The organism is Roseateles hydrophilus (assembly GCF_026712245.1).
Classification (GTDB): Bacteria; Pseudomonadota; Gammaproteobacteria; order Burkholderiales; family Burkholderiaceae_C; genus Pelomonas; species Pelomonas hydrophilus.
On the sequence record NZ_JAPPUY010000002.1, the window covers coordinates 409,592 to 427,420 of the forward strand.

17 protein-coding genes are annotated in these 17,829 nt (G+C 70.5%); 13 read left to right on the forward strand and 4 right to left on the reverse strand.

Annotation, left to right across the window (positions count from 1 at the left end; genetic code table 11):
* Nucleotides 1-2: 2 nt before the first annotated feature.
* The 9 genes from fmt (at nucleotide 3) to NYO99_RS09065 (ending at nucleotide 9,277) form a co-directional block, all read left to right on the forward strand.
* A complete protein-coding gene (fmt, locus tag NYO99_RS09025; RefSeq protein ID WP_268166843.1) occupies nucleotides 3-941 on the forward strand; it encodes a methionyl-tRNA formyltransferase in 939 nt (312 codons plus the stop codon).
* A gap of 57 nt (nucleotides 942-998) precedes the next feature.
* Nucleotides 999-1,856 carry a zinc metalloprotease HtpX gene (htpX, locus tag NYO99_RS09030; protein WP_268166844.1) on the forward strand — a complete coding sequence of 286 codons (858 nt, stop codon included), beginning with the start codon at nucleotides 999-1,001 and terminating at the stop codon, nucleotides 1,854-1,856.
* Between the two features lie 35 nt (nucleotides 1,857-1,891).
* Entirely contained in the window at nucleotides 1,892-2,257 is a 366-nt protein-coding gene (locus NYO99_RS09035; protein ID WP_268166845.1) for a hypothetical protein, read from the forward strand.
* A gap of 118 nt (nucleotides 2,258-2,375) precedes the next feature.
* Nucleotides 2,376-3,122 (forward strand): head GIN domain-containing protein, encoded by a 747-nt coding sequence (locus NYO99_RS09040; RefSeq protein ID WP_268166846.1) that lies wholly within the window; start codon nucleotides 2,376-2,378, stop codon nucleotides 3,120-3,122.
* A gap of 71 nt (nucleotides 3,123-3,193) precedes the next feature.
* Nucleotides 3,194-3,913, forward strand: a complete 720-nt coding sequence (locus NYO99_RS09045; protein ID WP_268166847.1) for an AzlC family ABC transporter permease — start codon at nucleotides 3,194-3,196, stop codon at nucleotides 3,911-3,913.
* A complete protein-coding gene (locus tag NYO99_RS09050; protein ID WP_268166848.1) occupies nucleotides 3,906-4,235 on the forward strand; it encodes an AzlD domain-containing protein in 330 nt (109 codons plus the stop codon). Before NYO99_RS09045 ends, NYO99_RS09050 begins: the two co-directional genes overlap by 8 nt.
* Before the next feature lie 61 nt (nucleotides 4,236-4,296).
* Complete coding sequence (locus tag NYO99_RS09055) at nucleotides 4,297-5,490, forward strand: phosphoglycerate kinase (protein WP_268166849.1); 1,194 nt, start codon at nucleotides 4,297-4,299, stop codon at nucleotides 5,488-5,490.
* A gap of 126 nt (nucleotides 5,491-5,616) precedes the next feature.
* A complete protein-coding gene (locus tag NYO99_RS09060) occupies nucleotides 5,617-6,873 on the forward strand; it encodes a GGDEF domain-containing protein (RefSeq protein WP_268166850.1) in 1,257 nt (418 codons plus the stop codon).
* Between the two features lie 76 nt (nucleotides 6,874-6,949).
* Nucleotides 6,950-9,277: an NADP-dependent malic enzyme gene (locus NYO99_RS09065; protein WP_268166851.1), complete on the forward strand. Its 2,328-nt coding sequence runs from the start codon at nucleotides 6,950-6,952 to the stop codon at nucleotides 9,275-9,277.
* A gap of 129 nt (nucleotides 9,278-9,406) precedes the next feature.
* Here the strand turns inward: NYO99_RS09065 and NYO99_RS09070 are convergent, their stop codons facing one another.
* Nucleotides 9,407-10,333, reverse strand: a complete 927-nt coding sequence (locus NYO99_RS09070) for a DMT family transporter (protein WP_268166852.1) — start codon at nucleotides 10,331-10,333, stop codon at nucleotides 9,407-9,409.
* A gap of 41 nt (nucleotides 10,334-10,374) precedes the next feature.
* On the opposite strand from NYO99_RS09070, the gene NYO99_RS09075 reads away from it, so the two are divergent.
* From NYO99_RS09075 to pyk, 3 genes are all read left to right on the forward strand, one after another.
* Nucleotides 10,375-10,947, forward strand: coding sequence for a helix-turn-helix transcriptional regulator (locus NYO99_RS09075; protein ID WP_268166854.1), 573 nt, complete (start codon nucleotides 10,375-10,377; stop codon nucleotides 10,945-10,947).
* Between the two features lie 16 nt (nucleotides 10,948-10,963).
* Nucleotides 10,964-11,443 carry a GNAT family N-acetyltransferase gene (locus NYO99_RS09080; protein ID WP_268166855.1) on the forward strand — a complete coding sequence of 160 codons (480 nt, stop codon included), beginning with the start codon at nucleotides 10,964-10,966 and terminating at the stop codon, nucleotides 11,441-11,443.
* 85 nt (nucleotides 11,444-11,528) lie between these two features.
* Nucleotides 11,529-12,959, forward strand: coding sequence for a pyruvate kinase (gene pyk, locus NYO99_RS09085; RefSeq protein ID WP_268166856.1), 1,431 nt, complete (start codon nucleotides 11,529-11,531; stop codon nucleotides 12,957-12,959).
* Between the two features lie 112 nt (nucleotides 12,960-13,071).
* On the opposite strand, the gene NYO99_RS09090 is transcribed toward pyk, so the two are convergent.
* Entirely contained in the window at nucleotides 13,072-13,515 is a 444-nt protein-coding gene (locus NYO99_RS09090; RefSeq protein ID WP_268166857.1) for a Cd(II)/Pb(II)-responsive transcriptional regulator, read from the reverse strand.
* Between the two features lie 69 nt (nucleotides 13,516-13,584).
* On the opposite strand from NYO99_RS09090, the gene NYO99_RS09095 reads away from it, so the two are divergent.
* The gene (locus tag NYO99_RS09095) at nucleotides 13,585-14,226 is read left to right on the forward strand and encodes a cation efflux transmembrane domain-containing protein (protein ID WP_268166858.1); all 642 of its coding nucleotides are present in this window, start codon (nucleotides 13,585-13,587) and stop codon (nucleotides 14,224-14,226) included.
* Nucleotides 14,227-14,243: 17 nt separating this feature from the next.
* Here the strand turns inward: NYO99_RS09095 and NYO99_RS09100 are convergent, their stop codons facing one another.
* Both NYO99_RS09100 and cphA read right to left on the reverse strand, forming a co-directional pair.
* Complete coding sequence (locus NYO99_RS09100) at nucleotides 14,244-15,251, reverse strand: MBL fold metallo-hydrolase (RefSeq protein ID WP_268166859.1); 1,008 nt, start codon at nucleotides 15,249-15,251, stop codon at nucleotides 14,244-14,246.
* Nucleotides 15,251-17,812: a cyanophycin synthetase gene (cphA, locus tag NYO99_RS09105; RefSeq protein WP_268166860.1), complete on the reverse strand. Its 2,562-nt coding sequence runs from the start codon at nucleotides 17,810-17,812 to the stop codon at nucleotides 15,251-15,253. Before cphA ends, NYO99_RS09100 begins: the two co-directional genes overlap by 1 nt.
* Between the last annotated feature and the right edge of the window lie 17 nt (nucleotides 17,813-17,829).

The window sequence follows — 17,829 nt, forward strand, 5'->3', positions numbered from 1 at the left end:
GCATGCGCGTCGTCTTTGCCGGCACGCCGGAATTTGCCGCCGTGGCGCTGGATGCACTGCTGGCCGCTGGCTTCAGCGTGCCGCTGGTGCTGACCCAGCCCGATCGTCCTGCCGGCCGCGGCATGAAGCTGCAGTCCTCCGCCGTCAAGCAGCGCGCCGTGGCGGCCGGCATCCCGGTGGCTCAGCCGCAGGGGCTGAAGCTGGACGGCAAGTATGCGGCCGATGCCGCCGCCGCCCGCGAGGCGCTGCTGGCGGCACAGGCGGACATGATGGTCGTCGCGGCCTACGGGCTGATCCTGCCGCCATGGGTGCTGGACATGCCCCCGCGCGGCTGCCTGAACATCCACGCCTCGCTGCTGCCACGCTGGCGCGGCGCGGCGCCCATCCACCGTGCCATCGAGGCCGGTGACACCGAGACCGGCATCACCATCATGCAGATGGACGCCGGCCTGGACACGGGCGACATGCTGCTCGTCGAGCGCGAGCCCATCCGTGCCGACGACACCACGGCCGCGCTTCACGACCGCCTGGCTGCGCAGGGCGGGCGCCTCATCGTGCAGGCGCTGCAGGCGGCCCGACTGCAGCGCGCGCCGCAGCCAGCCGAGGGCGTGACCTATGCGCACAAGATCGAGAAGGCCGAGAGCACGATCGACTGGCGCCAGGCAGCGGCCGAGATCGAGCGCCGACTGCGCGCCTTCGACCCCTTCCCGGGCGGCGTGGCCACGCTGGCCGGCGAGGCCATCAAGGTCTGGCGCGCCGAGCTGGCCGAGGGGCACGGCACACCGGGTGAGGTCATCGCACCCGGGCCGGTGGTGGCCTGTGGCCAGGGCGCGTTGCGCCTGACCGAGCTGCAGCGCGCCGGCGGCAAGCGCGGCCCGGCGGCAGCCTTCCTGCAGGCGCGCCCGATCGCAGTGGGCGAGCGGTTCGAGCTGCCGGCTTGAAATCCGCCTGGCGTGGCACCATCTGCCCGTCGTTGCCCACCACCGGAGTCTGCTGACATGTTCAACCTCGTGAAGACCGCCATCCTGATGGCCGCCATCACGGCGCTGTTCATGGCCGTCGGGGCCATGATCGGCGGCCAGACCGGCATGCTGATCGCGCTGCTCGTCGCGGTGGGCATGAACTTCTTCAGCTACTGGTTCTCGGCGGACATGGTGCTGAAGATGTACAACGCCCGCGAGGTCGACGCCTCGTCGGCGCCGCAGTTCTACGGCATGGTGGCCGAGCTGGCCCAGCGCGCCAACCTGCCCATGCCGCGCGTCTATCTGATCGACGAGGCCGCGCCCAATGCCTTCGCCACCGGCCGCAACCCCGAGCATGCCGCCGTCGCGGCGACGACCGGCATCCTGCGCGTGCTGTCCGAGCGCGAGCTGCGCGGCGTCATGGCGCACGAGCTGGCCCACGTGGCCCACCGTGACATCCTGATCAGCACCATCAGCGCCACCATGGCCGGCGCGATCTCCATGCTGGCCAACTTCGCGGCTTTCTTCGGCGGGCGCGACGAGAACGGCCGGCCCACCAACCCGATCGCCGGCATCGCCGTGGCCATCCTGGCGCCGATTGCGGCCAGCCTGATCCAAATGGCCATCAGCCGCGCCCGCGAGTTCGAGGCCGACCGGGGCGGCGCCGAGATCTCCGGCGACCCGGCCGCGCTGGCCTCGGCGCTGGACAAGATCCACCGCTACGCCCAGGGCATCCCGATGGCGCCGGCCGAGGCCCATCCCGAGACGGCGCAGATGATGATCATGAACCCGCTGTCCGGTGGCGGCCTGCGCGGCCTGTTCTCCACGCACCCGGCCACCGAGGAGCGCGTGGCGCGCCTGATGGCGATGGCGCGTGGCGGCGGCCGGCGTTGATTCAAGCTGGCGCCCTGCACGCCGATAAGGTCACCATGAAGCGTCTTCTTCTCGTGCTGCCCCTGCTCGCTGCGCTGTCCGCCTGCGAGCAGCTGGGCATCGAGGACCCCGCCAAGGTGGCGGCCGCCAAGGAGGCCGACGGCAAGGCCATCGGCAGTGCCTGCCGGCATGCGATGCGCGCCATCGAGGACTGCTACGTGCTCAACCCCAAGGCGCAGAAGGCGGCGGTGCATGCCGGCTGGCGCGAGATGGACGAGTACATGCGCGAGAACAAGCTCGAAGGCGTGGCGCCGGTGGTGCCGCGCCCAGGCGCCAAGCCCTCCCAGCCGGCCGAGGATGCCGAGGACAAGCCCGCCGAGAAGTCGACAGACAAGTCGGCCGACAAGGCCAAGGCGCACTGACCAGCGCCGCCAGCCGCAGTTGGCGCCCTCAATCCGGCGGATCGTCGCGACCGGCGCGACCGGCGCCGCGCTGCTGGGCAACATGCCGTCCATCGCAACCCGCTTGATGGAGCCCGCCATGAACACCTCCCGCCGCCTCTTCGCCCTCGGCCTGGTCAGTGCCGCCGTGATCTGCACCTCGGCCCATGCCTGGAGCTGGGGCGGCAAGAGCGAGCGCGTCGCCGGCACCGGCGACGTCACGGCCGAGGTCCGCGACGTCAGCGGCTTTGACAGCGTCTCGCTGAGCGGCGGCTTCAATGTGCAGATCCGCCAAGGCGCGGGCGGCAAGGTCGAGGTCAAGGCCGACCGCAACCTGCTGCCCTACATCGAGACGCAGCTGGACGGCCGCACGCTGCGCATCCAGCCCAGGAAGGGCTTCAGCCTGTCGACGCAGACGACGCCCGCCCTCACGATCGAGATGCCGGCGCTGCGCAGCGTGGCCGTTGCCGGCTCGGGCACCATCAACGTGGACGCGATGAAGACGGGCAATGTCGAAGCTGCCATCGCCGGTTCGGGCGACATCCGCTTCGCCAACCTGACTGCCGAGAAGCTGGCCATGAAGGTCAGCGGCGCCGGGGACATCGTGGCCAGCGGACGTGCCGCGAGCGCCTCGGTCACCATTGCCGGCAGCGGCGATGTGAAGGCGGCCGAGCTGGTGGCCGACGAGGTCAAGGTCAGCATCGCCGGCAGCGGCGACGCGCGGGTCAACGCGACGAAGAAGCTCAATGTCAGCATCGCGGGCTCGGGTGATGTGCGTTACGCCGGCTCGCCGGAGATCTCCTCCTCCATCGCCGGCAGCGGCGGCGTGACGCGCATTGACAAGTGAGCCCCCGGCGGCCGTGAGGCCGGCCGCAGCGCAGGCCCGGCTGCCGCACAAGCTGCGTCGACAATGCCGCGATGCAGCTCGTTGAACGACTGCGTGCGCTGGCGGCGGATGCCGATTTCCGCCAAGGCGTGCGCGACATGGCCTCCCCGTCGCTGGGGCTGGCCGCCTGGGGCCTGGTGACCGGCGTCACGATGGTGAAGAGCGGCCTCAGCCTGCCGCTGGCCTTCGGCATGTCGCTGCTGGTGTTTGCCGGCAGCGCGCAGCTGACGGCGCTGCCGCTGATCGCGGCCGGCGCGCCGCTGTGGGTGCTGTTGGCCACGGCCTTCTGCGTGAACCTGCGCTTCGTCATCTTCAGTGCGCAGTGGCGCCACTACTTCGGCCACCTGCCGCGCGCCCAGCGGCTGATGCGGACCTACTTTGCCGCCGACCTGAACTTCGTCTACTTCGTCAAGCGCTTCCCCGACCCCGTGGCCCAGCCGGCGCAGGCGCGCTACTTCTGGGGCGGCGTGGCGGTGAACTGGCCCACCTGGCAGGCCTGCTCCTTCACCGGCATCCTGCTGGCTGACAGCATTCCGGCGCACTGGGGCATTGGCTTTGCCGGCGTGCTGGCGCTGCTGGGGCTGTCGTACTCGCTGCTCAGCGAGAAGACGCTGTGGTGGGTGGCGCTGACGGCCGGGGCCGTGTCAATTGCCACCTACGCGCTGCCGCTGAAGCTCAACATCCTGTGCGCCATCGTCGCGGCCGGTGCCGTGGGCTGGTGGTTGGATGCCCGCAAGGCGCGCCATGAGTGACGCGCTGACCTGGGTGGCCCTGTTCGGGCTGGGCGTGGTCACGGTGATCACGCGTGGCTTCTTCATGATCAGCGACCAGCCGCTGCCCATGCCCGGCTGGCTGCGCGAGCTGCTGAAGGTGGCACCGCTGGCGGCGCTGGTGGCTGTCGTGGCGCCGGAGATCTTCATGACGCAGGGCCAGCTCATCACCACCTGGCAGGACGCGCGCTGGCCCGGCGCGCTGGCCGCGACCGGCTACTACTTCTGGCGCCGCGACATCCTGGGCACCATCCTCGTCGGCATGGCGGTCATGCTGCCGCTCAAGCTGAGCCTTGGCTGGTAACCGCGCCGGAACGCGGGGCGGTGAGAATGCCGGCAGTTTTCATCAACTGCACCGCCCGACCATGAACGTCATCCGCTTCTCCGACCTGATCGCCGCCGGCAAGGTGTCCGGCCAGCGCGTCTTCATCCGCGCCGACCTGAACGTGCCGCAGGACGATAACGGCAAGATCACCGAAGACACCCGTATCCGCGCTTCGCTGCCCGCCATCAAGGCCGCGCTGGACGCCGGCGCCGCCGTGATGGTCACGTCCCACCTGGGCCGCCCGACCGAGGGTGAGTTCAAGCCCGAAGACTCGCTGGCCCCGGTGGCCGAGCGCATGGCCGAGTTGCTGGGCCGCCCGGTGCCGTTGAAGGCCAACTGGGTTGACGGCGTCGACGTGGCCCCGGGCGAGCTGGTGCTGCTGGAGAACTGCCGCGTCAACAAGGGCGAGAAGAAGTGCAGCGAAGAGCTGTCGCAGAAGCTGGCCGCGCTGTGCGACATCTTCGTGCACGACGCCTTCGGCACCGCCCACCGTGCCGAGGCCACGACCTACGGCATCGCCAAGTTCGCCAAGATCGCGTGCGCCGGCCCGCTGCTGGCCGCCGAGATCGACGCCATCTCCAAGGCGCTGGCCAACCCGAAGCGTCCGCTGGTGGCCATCGTCGCCGGCTCCAAGGTGTCGACCAAGCTGACCATCCTGCAAAGCCTGTCCAAGAACGTCGACGGTCTGATCGTGGGTGGCGGCATTGCCAACACGTTCATGCTGGCTGCCGGCCTGAAGATCGGCAAGTCGCTGGCCGAGCCGGACCTGGTCGACCAGGCCAAGGCCGTCATTGCTGCGATGGCCGAGCGTGGTGCCGCCGTGCCGATTCCTGAAGACGTGGTCACGGCCAAGCGCTTTGCCGCTGATGCCGAAGCCACCGTCAAGGCCGCCGCCGACGTGGCCGACGACGACCTCATCCTGGACATCGGCCCCAAGACCGCCGCCAAGCTGGCCGAGCAGCTGAAGGCCGCCGGCACCATCGTCTGGAACGGCCCGGTGGGCGTGTTCGAGTTCGACGCTTTCGCCCAGGGCACCGAGACGCTGGCCCGCGCCATCGCCGACAGCAGCGCCTTCAGCATCGCTGGCGGCGGCGACACGCTGGCGGCCATCGCCAAGTACGGCATTGAGAAGGACGTGGGCTACATCTCCACCGGCGGCGGTGCCTTCCTGGAAGTGCTGGAAGGCAAGACGCTGCCGGCGTTTGAGATCCTCAGCCAGCGCGCAGCTGGCTGATTGACGGGCGGCCAGCGCGCCGCCGGCTGATCGACGGGCCGCCAGCGCGCTGCTGGCTGATTCCGTCACGCTCTGCCCGGCTGTCCCGGATGGACGCCGGGTCGGCCGGGCCTCCACAATGGCCCGATGGTTCTGCGCTGGCTGCTCGCCTTGCTCGTCGTCGTGACGCTGCTGGGCCTATGGGCCAACGAGCACGGCATGACGCGACGCGTGGTGCTCGACGGGCGCGCGCCCGGCCAGCATCTGGAAGTGGTGGATGACAGCGGCAGTGGCGGCGCCAGCCGTGCCCAGCTCAGCGAGACCGCGGACGGCGCGCGATTGCTGCGCTGCGACATCCAGCCCGGTTTTGACTGGCCTTTCTGTGAGCTGCAGATCTCACCCACCGAGGGCGATCTGAATCTCACCCGCTTCAGCAGCTTGCGCCTGTGGGTCAGCGTGTCCGGCCCGCAAAAGGACGGCGGGCCGGCGCAGTTGCGCGTGTTCCTGCGCAGCTTCCATCCGGACTACCCCGGCACTGGCAGTGGCCAAGACCTGAAGCCGCACGAGGTCATCTTCGCGCCGGCCGGTTTGGCCATGCCGGTGGAGCTGCGACTGTCGCAATTCATGGTCAGCAGCTGGTGGGCACAGACCCATCCGTTGCCGGTGCACCTGATGGGCCCGCAGCTCAACCGCGTGCGCGCCATCAGCTTCAGCACCGGGGGCCAGGTGTTGCCCGGCGAGCATGTCATCCGCCTCGAGCGCGCCGAGCTGATCGGCCACTGGGTGGCGCCCGAGACCTTCCGGCTGGGCCTGGTGGGGCTGTGGATGTTCAGCCTGCTGGGCTATCTGGTGTGGGAGAGCTGGCTGGTGCGGGCGCGGCTGCGCCGCTCGGTGAAGCGCTCGCAGGTGCTGGAGAAGCTCGCGCTGCGCGACCCGCTGACCCAGGTGGCCAACCGCGAGGGCCTGAACCGGGCGCTGGAGTTGTTGATGCGCGCGCAGGGCGAGCTGATCTTCCCCATGTCGGTCGTGTTCGTCGACGCGGACCACTTCAAGCGCATCAATGACGAGCACGGCCATGAGGTGGGCGACCAGGTGCTGACGCTGCTGGCGCAGACGCTGCGCGCCAACCTGCCGCGGGATGATCTGGTGGCGCGCTGGGGCGGCGAGGAGTTCGTGCTCGTGATGCCGCAGACGCCAGCGGGCGAAGCCGTGGCCGTGGCCGAGCGGCTGCGCGGCGTGCTGGCCCGCACGCGCTGGCCGGCTGGCCTGGCCGTGACGGCCAGCTGGGGCGTGGCCGAGGCCTGCAACGAGGCCGGGCTGGAGGCTGCGATGCGCGAGGCCGACCAGGCCATGTACCGCGCCAAGCATGCCGGGCGCGACCGCGTGATATCGGCTTCGGCATAGATTGCCAAGAAACCGGCATCAAGCCGGGCTGAAACGCGGCGTAATCTCGTGGGTTCCCTCTGCGAGACCGACCGCCATGGAAAAGAACAACGCTCCCTTGTCGCCTGCCGAAGCCGCGCTGCGCGACGCCGCCCGTGAGTACCACCGCGCCCCGACGCGCGGCAAGATCTCGGTCACCCCGACCAAGGCCTTGAGCAACCAGCGCGACCTGTCGCTGGCCTACTCGCCAGGCGTGGCCTACCCCTGCCTGGACATCGAGCAAGACCCGGCACTGGCCGCCGAGTACACCTCGCGCGGCAACCTCGTCGGCGTCATCACCAACGGCACGGCCGTGCTGGGCCTGGGCGACATCGGCCCGCTGGCCGCCAAGCCGGTGATGGAAGGCAAGGGCTGTTTGTTCAAGAAGTTCGCCGGTGTCGATGTGTTCGACATCGAACTGGCCGAGCGCGACCCCGACAAGCTCATCGAGATCATTGCCGCGATGGAGCCCACGCTGGGCGGCATCAACCTGGAGGACATCAAGGCGCCCGAGTGCTTCTACATTGAGCGCGAGCTGTCCAAGCGGATGAACATCCCGGTGTTCCACGACGACCAGCACGGCACGGCCATCATCTCGTCGGCCGCGCTGCTGAACGGGTTGGAGCTGGTGGGCAAGGACATCGGCGCGGTCAAGGTGGCCGTGTCAGGCGCGGGCGCGGCGGCCATCGCCTGCCTGGACGTCATGGTGGGCCTGGGCGTGAAGCGCGAACACGTGTTCGTGTGCGACTCGCGCGGCGTCATCCAGAGCCAGCGTGAGGACGCCAAGGCCGGCAAGCTGGACGAGTCCAAGCGGCGCTACTGCCAGGTCACCACCGCGCGCACGCTGGCGGATGTCGTCAATGGCGCCGACGTCTTCCTGGGCTGCTCGGCCGCCGGCGTGCTGACGGCCGAGATGGTCAAGACCATGGGCGCGCAGCCCATCATCCTGGCACTGGCCAACCCGGAGCCCGAGATCCGCCCCGAGCTGGCCAAGGCCGCGCGACCGGACTGCATCATCGCGACGGGCCGCTCGGACTATCCCAACCAGGTCAACAACGTCCTGTGCTTCCCCTACATCTTCCGCGGCGCGCTGGACTGCGGTGCGACCAAGATCACCGAGGGCATGAAGCTGGCCTGCGTGCGCGAGATCGCCGCACTCGCCAAGGCCGAGACGTCGGATGAGGTGGCTGCCGCCTACGCCGGCCAGGAGCTGGCGTTCGGGCCCGACTACCTGATCCCCAAGCCCTTCGACGCGCGCCTGATCCTGCGCATCGCGCCTGCGGTGGCTGCCGCCGCTGCGGCCGATGGCGTGGCCACGCGGCCGGTGGAAGACCTGGCTGCCTACCGCCAGTCGCTGGAGCGCTTCGTCTACCAGACTGGCATGTTCATGCGCCCGGTGTTCAACGCGGCCAAGGCCGAGAAGGCGCGTGTCATCTATGCCGAAGGCGAAGACGAGCGCGTGCTGCGCGCCGTGCAGGTGGCGCTGGACGAGGGCATCGCCCGGCCCACGCTGATCGGCCGCCCGGCGGTGCTGGAAGCGCGCATCCAGCGTGCCGGCCTGCGCCTCAAGTTGGGCAGCGACGTGGCCGTCATCGACCCCGAGGACGATCCGCGCTTCCGCCAGTACTGGGAGGCCTACCACGCGCGCATGAAGCGCAACGGCGTGACGCCGGAGATGGCCAAGTCGGCCGTGCGGCGCTCCAACACCGCCATCGGCGCGCTGGCCATCGAGCTGGGCGACGCGGACGCGATGATCTGCGGTCTGGTGGGCAAGTTCGACCGCCACCTGGAGCAGGTGCGCGACCTCGTCGGCCTGGCGCCCGGTGCGCGCCAGTTTGCCGCGATGAACGCGCTGATGCTGGAGCAGATGACGCTCTTCATCACCGACACCTTCGTCAACGATGACCCGAGCGCCGAGGAGCTGGCCGACATCGCCGCGATGGCCGCCGAGGAGGTGCGCCGCTTCGGGCTGCCGCCCAAGCTGGCGTTCGTGAGTCATTCCATGTTCGGCTCCAGCACGCGGCCGTCGGCGCTGAAGATGCGCCGCGCGCACGAGCTGTTCGCAGCCGCCCACCCCGAGGTGGAGTGCGACGGCGAGATGCATGGCGACGCGGCGCTGTCGGAAAGCGTGCGTCAGGCCTTCCTGCCGGACAGCAAGCTGACCGGTGCGGCCAACCTGCTGGTGCTGCCGACGCTGGATGCCGCCAACATCCTGTTCAACGTGCTGAAGATCAGTGCGAGCCAGGGCGTCACCATCGGCCCCATGCTGCTGGGCGCCGCCAAGCCCGTGCACATCCTGACGCCGTCGGCCACGGTGCGCCGCATCGTCAACATGACGGCGCTGGCGGTGGCCGATGTGCGCGAGGCCAGGCTGAACCGCGGTTGACCGTCATTGCGGTTTTGTGCGGGCCGAGCGCCGGGCCGCTCCCAAGCCGGCCCGCCTTGGCGATGTGCTCGCGGCTCGACGCTGCGAGCTTCGCCGTCCCCCCGGGGGACCAACCGACCTCGCTCGCGTTCAGCGACGCGAGGCTGGGCGAGGGGCTGGGTTCCCCGGGCTGAACTGCGCCAGCGCCACACCGGCCAGGATGACGCCGGCGCCCAGCAATTTGTGGGCGCTGAACTGCTCGCCGCCCAGCAGCCACGCGGCCAAGCCGGCCACCAGCGGCATCAGGTAGATCAGCGGCGCTGTGCGTGCCACACCGCGCCGCTCGTTGGCCCAGCCCCAGGCCAGCCAGCCGATGAAGCCGCCGCCGGCCACCTGCCAGACGACGCCGCTCCACACCCAGGTGGGCTGGCCGGCCCAGTCCATCGCGAGCAGGGCCGGCGCGCACCAGGCCAGCATGGGCAGCGTGCAGACCAGGCTGCCATAGGCCAGCACGGTGACACCGCCGTGGTGCTGGATCAGCGGCTTGCTGGCCACGGTGTAGTAGCTGAACAGCGCGGCGGCGGCCAGCAGCATCAGGTCGCCCAGGCCGGCCTGCCAGTCCGCCTGCTGGGCGCCCAGCAGCTTGTCGGCCATGAACAGCAGTGCGCCCGCCGCCGCTGCGGCAACGCCTGCGATCTGGCCGCGTGACAGCCGCTCCACGCCACTCAAGCGCAGGATCAGCAAGGTGAACACCGGCCCGCAGGCCAGCAGCACGCTGGCGCTGAAGGCGGTGGAGCCCTGCATGCCGTAGTTGGACAGCATCAGGTGCAGGCCCTGGCCCACCAGCGTCAGGCGCACCAGCGGCCACACCTCGCCACGGTCCAGGCGGGGCCAGCGCCGCCCGAAGCGCCAGCACAGCAGGGCCACGGCGCACAGCGGCACCAGCAGGTAGCGCAGGCCCAGGAAACCCGCAGGCCCGACCTGGTTGAACAAGGCCTTGGACAGCGGGAAGTTCAGGCCCCAGACCAGCACGACGGCCAGGGCGGCCAAGAAGGGGGTGGTCTGGCGGTCGATCATTTCGGCTAGCATCTTCTCATATGGGAGAAAACTTCTCTGATGTGAGCGACGAAGACCACTTCGAGCGCCAACTGGCCGAGCGGCTGGCGGCGCTGCGCATGGCCGCGGGCTGGTCGCTGGACGAGCTGGCCACGCGCAGCGGCGTCAGCCGGGCGACGCTGTCGCGGCTGGAGCGGGGCGAGACCAGCCCCACCGCGACGCTGCTGTCGCGGCTGGCGCGTGCGCATGGGCTCCCGTTGAGCCGGCTGCTGGCCGAGGCCGAGGCGCTGCCCGTGCGCCTGCTGCGCGCGGCCGACCAGCCGCGCTGGCACGACCAGCACAGCGGCTTCGAGCGCCGCATGCGCTGCCCGCCGCTGGCCGGCTTTGCGACCGAGGTCATCGAGGCGGTGCTCGCGCCCGGGGCCGAGCTGGTCTACGACGAGCCGCCCGTGGCGCGGCTGGAGCACCACCTGTGTCTGCTGGACGGCCAGGTGCGGCTCACGCTGCAGGGGCAGCCCTTCGAGCTCGCGCCCGGCGATTCGCTGAGTTTTCGCTGCCAGGGGCGCAGCATCTTTGCCAACCCCGGGGACCGGCCCGCGCGCTATCTGCTCGCGATGACGGTGCCCACGCTGTAACCAAACGCGCAAGACCATGATCGATGACCCTGCCCTGCGGCTCGAAGCCCTCGACCCGGGCCACCCCCAGGCCCAGGCGCTGATGGCCCGTTCCGAGGCCTTGATGAACGCGCTCTACCCCAGCGAGAGCAACCACTTCGAGCCGCCGGCCGGGCTGCGTCCGCCGGGCGGCAGCTTCTTCGGCATCTGGCGCGGCGAGCAACTGCTGGCCTGCGGTGGCGTCAAGCATGTCGCGGCGGGCGAGGGGCCGGCGTATGGGGAGATCAAGCGCCTGTTCGTGCTGGACAGCGAGCGCGGCCGCGGCCTTGCGCGCCGGCTGATGGCGCGGTTAGAGGCCGAGCTGCTGGCGCGCGGCGTGCGGCTGGCGCGGCTGGAAACGGGCATCTACCAGCCCGAGGCGCTGGCGCTGTACGAGCGGCTGGGCTACGTGGCCTGCGGGCCCTTTGGCGGCTACGCGCCCGACCCGCTCAGCGCCTTTCTGGAAAAGCAGCTGTAGCCCGCGCCGCACCGAAACACGGCGAAACTTCCCGGAGGTCACGCGGCCCATAATTCCGCGCCCCCCTGACAAGTTGAGACAAGCCATGACCCGCGCCACCAAGATCGTCGCCACCCTCGGCCCCGCTTCCAACACGCCGGAGGTGCTGGAGCAGATGATCCGCGCCGGCGTCGACGTCGTGCGCCTGAACTTCTCGCACGGCAAGGCGCAGGACCACATCGACCGCGCGACCATGGTGCGCGAGGCTGCGGCGCGCGTCGGCAAGTCGGTGGCCATCATGGCCGACCTGCAGGGCCCCAAGATCCGCGTCGGCAAGTTCGAGAACAACAAGATCGAGCTCATCCCCGGCGCCAAGTTCATCCTCGACGCCGACCGCACCGAGCTCGGCAATCAGGACATCGCCAGCCTGGACTACAAGGAACTGCCGCGCGACGTGAAGCCCGGCGACACGCTGCTGCTGAATGACGGCCTGCTGGTGTTGACGGTCGACCACGTGCGCGGCGCGCAGGTGCACACCACCGTCAAGCTGGGCGGCGAACTGTCCAACAACAAGGGCATCAACAAGCAGGGCGGCGGCCTGACGGCCCCGGCCCTGACCGGCAAGGACATGGAGGACATCAAGACCGCGATGTCCTTCCAATGCGAATACCTGGCGGTGAGCTTCCCCAAGAACGCGACCGACATGGAAATGGCGCGCCAGCTGGCCAACGTGGCCGGTGAGCCCTATCGCCACAAGCCGGCCATGATCGCCAAGATCGAGCGCTACGAAGCCATCCCGCACCTGGAAGCCATCCTGAAGGCCTCCGACGGCATCATGGTCGCCCGCGGCGACCTGGCCGTGGAAGTGGGCAACGCCGCCGTGCCGGCGCTGCAGAAGCGCATGATCAAGATGGCCCGCGAGCTGGACAAGGTGTCCATCACGGCCACGCAGATGATGGAGTCCATGATCGTGAACCCGGTGCCCACGCGCGCCGAGGTGTCCGACGTCGCCAACGCGGTGCTGGACGGCACCGACGCCGTCATGCTGTCGGCCGAGACGGCCGCCGGCAAGTTCCCCATCGAGACCGTTGAGCAGATGGCCGCCATCGCGCTGGAAGCCGAGCGGGCCGAGTTCGTCACGCTGGACACCGACTTCGCCGGCCGCCAGTTCGGCCGCATCGACCAGTCCATCGCGATGGGCGCGCTGTTCACGGCGCATCACCTGGGCTGCAAGGCCATCCTGGCGCTGACCGAGTCCGGCTCCACCGCGCTGTGGATGAGCCGCCACCGCATCAACGTGCCCATCTTCGGCCTGACCAGCAAGGTCGTCAGCCAGCGCCGCATGGCGCTGTACCGCAACGTCACGCCGCTGCTGATGCCGGACTTCGACGATCGCGACGAGGCCCTGGCCGCCGCCGAGAAGATCCTCGTGGAGCGCGGCGTGCTGATGCCCGGCGACACCTACGCCATCACCTGCGGCGAGCCGATGGGCTACCCGGGCGGTACGAACATGCTGAAGGTCTGCCGAGTGGGCTGACCCACCCCCGAGGCGCTCACGCGCCTCTCCCCAAGGGGGCGCCGCCGGTGGCCCGGCAAAGCCGGTTCCACGGCGGCTGCTGCATGAGAAGCCGACCGCTGGCGCGGCGGTTTCAGTGGCTGTGGCCGATGTGGTTTTTTGCCGGCGGTTCGGCGCCCGGCTGGGCCAGGCCTTCGAGGATGGCGCAGGCGCCCTCGGTGCCGGTGCAGCGGGCACGCAGCGCGCGCAACTCCCGCTCCAGTTCCTGCAGCGCCGCGATGCGCGCGCTGACATGGCCGATGTGCGCCTCCAGCAGCGCACTGGTCTCGGCGCAGTGGCCGCCGGCCTGCAGCGCCAGCAGCGTGCGCACCTCGGCCAGGTTCATGTCCAGCGAGCGGCAGCGGCGGATGAAGTGCAGGCGCTCGGCGTCCGCCGCGCCGTAGATGCGGTAGCCCGCGTCGGTGCGCGGGGGCGTGTCCAGCAGGCCCTCGCGCTCGTAGTGGCGGATGGTGTCGATGGCCGTGCCCGTCAGCCGGGCGAGTTCGCCGATGCGCATGCGGCGATTGTGGCGCGTCATCCCGCTTGACTCTGGGGTGGCTCCAGGGTTTGCAATGGCGGCATCGTTCACCAGCCCTTGCGCATCCCCATGAGCCACGCCTGCCACGACCATGACCACTGCAGCAGCAGCCCGGCTGCCGATTCGCCGCGCTACCGGCGCGTGCTGTGGGCGGCGCTGCTGATCAACGCCGCGATGGCCGTCATCGAGGTGGCCTCGGGCTGGCGCGCGGGCTCGCTGTCGCTGTGGGCCGACGCGGTGGACTTCATCGGTGATGCCGCCAACTACGGCGCGTCACTCGCCGTGCTGTCGGCTGGCCTGCTGTGGCGGGCGCGGCTGGCCTGGCTCAAGGGCGTGACCATGGCGGTGTTCGGGCTGGGCGTGCTGGCGCACGCGGCCTGGTCCGCCTGGGCCGGCGCCGCACCGGAGGCGGCCACCATGGGCATCGTCGGCGCGCTGGCGCTGGCGGCCAACGTGGGCGTGGCGCTGATGCTCTATGCCTTCCGCGAGGGCGACGCCAACATGCGCGCCGTGTGGCTGTGCAGCCGCAACGACGCGCTGGGCAATGTGGCCGTGGTGGCCGCCGCCGGCGGCGTGGCGCTGACGGGTCAGGCCTGGCCGGACCTGCTGGTGGCCGTGGCGATGGCGGGGCTGGCGCTGCATTCCTCGCGTGACGTGCTGCGCCGGGCGCGCCAGGAGCTGCGCGAAGCCGCGCCGGCCCACGCGCACTGAGTCGCCCTTGGCAGGGCTCAGCCGCGTGGCGGCAGGCGGTGCGTGGCGCCGATGGGCAGCGTGAAGAACGCGCCCTCGTCCAGCCCGCGCGCGGCGCGCTGGGCGCGCAGCTGGCGGGGCGGCTCGTCCAGCGATTCGTCGGTCAGCTCGAAGGTGCCCCAGTGCACGCCCAGCGAGCGCTTGGCGCCCAGGTCGGCGTGGATGTTGAGCGCCTCCTCCACGTTGACATGCTGCGGCGCCATGAACCAGCGCGGTTCGTAGGCGCCGATGGGCAGCAGCGCGATGTCGAAGCCACCGTCGCGTTGCCGGGGTGCGAAGCGCGCGCGGATGTCGGCAAAGTCGCGGGAGTAGCCGGTATCGCCCGCGAAGAACAGCTGGCAGTCCGGCGCGAACACCGCGAAGCCGCCCCAGAGCGTCTTGAGCCGGTCGTTCAGGCCTCGGGCGGACCAGTGCTGAGCCGGCACCAGCGTGATCTCCACGCCGTCCAGCGGCGTGTGCTGCCACCAGTCCAGCTCCACGACGCGCGCGATGCCGCGCCGCCGGAACCAGTCGGCCAGCCCCAGCGGCACGACGAACAGCGGGCCGCCGCCCGGCTGCGCCGCCAGCGCGCGGCAGGAGGGCAGGTCCAGGTGGTCGTAGTGGTTGTGCGACACCAGCACCGCGTCGATGGGCGGCAGCTCGGTCAGCGCCACGCCCGGCGGCTGTGCGCGCCGCGGCCCGGCGAAGGAGACCGGCGACGCGCGCGTCGAGAAGATGGGGTCGGTCAGCAGGTTCAGCCCGCCCAGCTGGGCCAGCACGGTGGCGTGGCCTATCCAGGTGACGGCCGGCTGCTGCGCCAGGCCGCGGTTGGCGTGCAGGAAGGGCAGGTCGGCCGGCTGCGTGGGGATGGGCTCCACCGGCGGCCGGGGCAGGCCCTGGCGGGCCGCCTGCCAGCGCCAGCGCAGCACGTCGGCCAGCGACTTGGGTTCGAAGTCGCCGTGGTTGTTCTGGAACGCGCCGTCGCGGTGGTGCGGCGGGCGGGCCATCAGCCTTCGGCGATGCGCTTGGCCAGGTGCGCCAGCGCTTCCTCCACCTGGTCCACCAGCACCAGGCACAGGTCGCCCGGCTGCAGGCGGGCCAGCGCCCGGTCGATGGCGAGGAACTCGCCGACGATCTCCTCGATGTGCGTGGTGCGCGTGGCGCCCTGCAGGCCGGCACGCAACAGCGCCACCACCTCGCCGGCCTCGCGGCCGCGCTGGCAGGCGTCTTCGTACAGCACGACGTCGTCGAACGCGGCGCCGAGGATCTCGGTCTGCACGCGGATGTCCTCGTCGCGCCGGTCGCCTGCGCCGCTGATGACAACGACGCGCTTCTTCGCCGGCATCGCGGCGACGGCGCCGACCAGTGCCTTCATCGCGTCGCCGTTGTGGCCGTAGTCGGCGATGACGGTGGCGCCGCGGTAGTCCATCACGTTGAAGCGGCCGGGCGCGTTGTCGGCGTCATTCGCGAAGCTGCCCACGCCGCGGCGGATGGTGTCCCAGTCCAGCCCCACGCCCCAGGCCGCGGCGACGGCGGCCATCGCGTTCTCGACCTGGAAGCCGATGACGCCGCCGCGCGTCAGCGGGATGTCGCGCAGCGGGATGCTCTCGCGCCACACGCCCTGCGCGGCGACGAGCTGGTCGCCGTCCACGTAGACGCAGCGCTTGCCCTGGGCACGGTGCGTGGCCATCACCGGGTGGTGGCGATCGGCCGCGAAGTAGATGACCTGGCCGGGGCAGATGGCGGCCATCTGCGCGGTCAGCGGGTCGGTGGCGTTCAGCACCGCGTAGCCGCTCGGCGCCACGTTCTGCACGATGACGCGCTTGACCAGCACCAGGTCTTCCGCGGTGTGCAGGAAGTTCATGCCCAGGTGGTCGCCCGCGCCGACGTTGGTGACGACGGCCACCTGGCAGCGGTCAAAGCCCAGGCCTTCGCGCAGGATGCCGCCGCGCGCGGTTTCCAGCACGGCAGCTTCCACGTCCGGGTGCATCAGCACGTTGCGGGCGCTCTTGGGGCCGGAGCAGTCGCCGCTGTCGATCTGGCGGCCGTCCACGTAGACGCCGTCGGTGTTGGTCATGCCGACCTTCAGCCCGCAGCTGGCGAACATGTGCGCGATCAGGCGCGTCACGGTGGTCTTGCCATTGGTGCCCGTGACGGCCACGACCGGGATGCGGCCGTCCTCGGCCTTGTTGCCCGTGCCGAACAGGTGGCCGATGATGGCCTCGCCGACGTTTCGGCCCTTGCCGAAGCTGGGGCTCAGGTGCATGCGCAGGCCCGGCGCGGCGTTGACCTCGACGATGCCGCCGTTGATCTCCTCCAGCGGGCGCAGCACGCTCTCGGCCACCACGTCCACGCCGCACACATGCAGGCCCACGACCTGCGCGGCCGCGATGGCGCGGGCGGCCACTTCGGGGTGCACGTCGTCCGTCACGTCGGTGGCGGTGCCGCCGGTGGACAGGTTGGCGTTGTTGCGCAGGATGACGCGCTGGCCCTTCTCGGGCACGGACTCGGGCGTCAGGCCTTGCTGCGTGAGGCGCGCGACGGCGATGTCGTCGAAGCGGATCTTGGTCAGCGAGGTGGCGTGGCCGTCACCTCGGCGGGGGTCGCTGTTGACCTTGTCGACCAACTGCTTGACGGTCAGTTGGCCGTCGCCGATGACATGCGGCGGGTCGCGGCGGGCGGCGGCGATGAGCTTGTCGCCGATCACCAGCAGCCGGTAGTCGCCGCCCGGCAGGAACTTCTCGACCATGACCTGGCCGATCTCGTCGGCGGCCTTGTAGGCGATGTCGAAGTGGGCGCGGTCGACGACGTTGACCGTCACGCCCTTGCCCTGGTTGCCGTCCTGCGGCTTCACGACGACCGGCAGGCCGATCTCCTGGGCCACGGCCCAGCCGTCATCCGGCGAGTCCACCGGGCGGCCGATGGGCACCGGCACCCCGGCTGCCTGCAGCAGGCGCTTGCAGAGGTCCTTGTCCTGCGCGATGGATTCGCTGACGGCGCTGGTCGCATCGACCTCGGCGGCCCAGATGCGGCGCTGCTTGGCGCCCCAGCCGAACTGCACCAGGCTGCCCTGCGTCAGGCGCCGGAACGGGATGCCGCGGGCGATGGCCGCGTTGACGATGGAGCCGGTGGACGGGCCGAGGCGGATGTCCTCGTCCAGTTCGCGCAGGGCGGCCAGCACGGTGTCGGCATCGAACGGGCTGTCGTCCAGCGCGGCGTTGACCAGCTGCACCGCATGCTCGAAGGCGAGGCGACCGACATCCTCTTCGCTGTACTCGATGACGATCTGGTAGGTGCCGGCCTCTGGCGTGACATGGGTCTGGCTGAAGGTGACCGGGCAGCCGGCCTGGGCTTGCAGCGCCAGCGTGGCCTGCTCCAGCACCTGGGCCAGCGAGGCGTCGCCGCGCAGCGCGCCGATGGTGGGGAAGCGCTGGCGCAGGCGGGCCTCGAAGCCGGGCAGGCGCTCCAGCGAGCGCTCGGCGTCATTGCAATGCACGACGGCCTCGATGGCCGTGTGGCGGCTCCACATGTTGGGGCCGCGCAGCGCGCGGGTGCGGGAAACGTCCATGGTGTTGTGGGGTCTGT

Coding starts and splice junctions, on each gene's coding strand:
- fmt (WP_268166843.1), top strand. CDS start 3: ATGCGCGTCGTCTTTGCCGGCACGCCGGAATTTGCCGCCGTGGCGCTG.
- htpX (WP_268166844.1), top strand. CDS start 999: ATGTTCAACCTCGTGAAGACCGCCATCCTGATGGCCGCCATCACGGCG.
- NYO99_RS09035 (WP_268166845.1), top strand. CDS start 1,892: ATGAAGCGTCTTCTTCTCGTGCTGCCCCTGCTCGCTGCGCTGTCCGCC.
- NYO99_RS09040 (WP_268166846.1), top strand. CDS start 2,376: ATGAACACCTCCCGCCGCCTCTTCGCCCTCGGCCTGGTCAGTGCCGCC.
- NYO99_RS09045 (WP_268166847.1), top strand. CDS start 3,194: ATGCAGCTCGTTGAACGACTGCGTGCGCTGGCGGCGGATGCCGATTTC.
- NYO99_RS09050 (WP_268166848.1), top strand. CDS start 3,906: ATGAGTGACGCGCTGACCTGGGTGGCCCTGTTCGGGCTGGGCGTGGTC.
- NYO99_RS09055 (WP_268166849.1), top strand. CDS start 4,297: ATGAACGTCATCCGCTTCTCCGACCTGATCGCCGCCGGCAAGGTGTCC.
- NYO99_RS09060 (WP_268166850.1), top strand. CDS start 5,617: ATGGTTCTGCGCTGGCTGCTCGCCTTGCTCGTCGTCGTGACGCTGCTG.
- NYO99_RS09065 (WP_268166851.1), top strand. CDS start 6,950: ATGGAAAAGAACAACGCTCCCTTGTCGCCTGCCGAAGCCGCGCTGCGC.
- NYO99_RS09070 (WP_268166852.1), bottom strand. CDS start 10,333: ATGATCGACCGCCAGACCACCCCCTTCTTGGCCGCCCTGGCCGTCGTG.
- NYO99_RS09080 (WP_268166855.1), top strand. CDS start 10,964: ATGATCGATGACCCTGCCCTGCGGCTCGAAGCCCTCGACCCGGGCCAC.
- pyk (WP_268166856.1), top strand. CDS start 11,529: ATGACCCGCGCCACCAAGATCGTCGCCACCCTCGGCCCCGCTTCCAAC.
- NYO99_RS09090 (WP_268166857.1), bottom strand. CDS start 13,515: ATGACGCGCCACAATCGCCGCATGCGCATCGGCGAACTCGCCCGGCTG.
- NYO99_RS09095 (WP_268166858.1), top strand. CDS start 13,585: ATGAGCCACGCCTGCCACGACCATGACCACTGCAGCAGCAGCCCGGCT.
- NYO99_RS09100 (WP_268166859.1), bottom strand. CDS start 15,251: ATGGCCCGCCCGCCGCACCACCGCGACGGCGCGTTCCAGAACAACCAC.
- cphA (WP_268166860.1), bottom strand. CDS start 17,812: ATGGACGTTTCCCGCACCCGCGCGCTGCGCGGCCCCAACATGTGGAGC.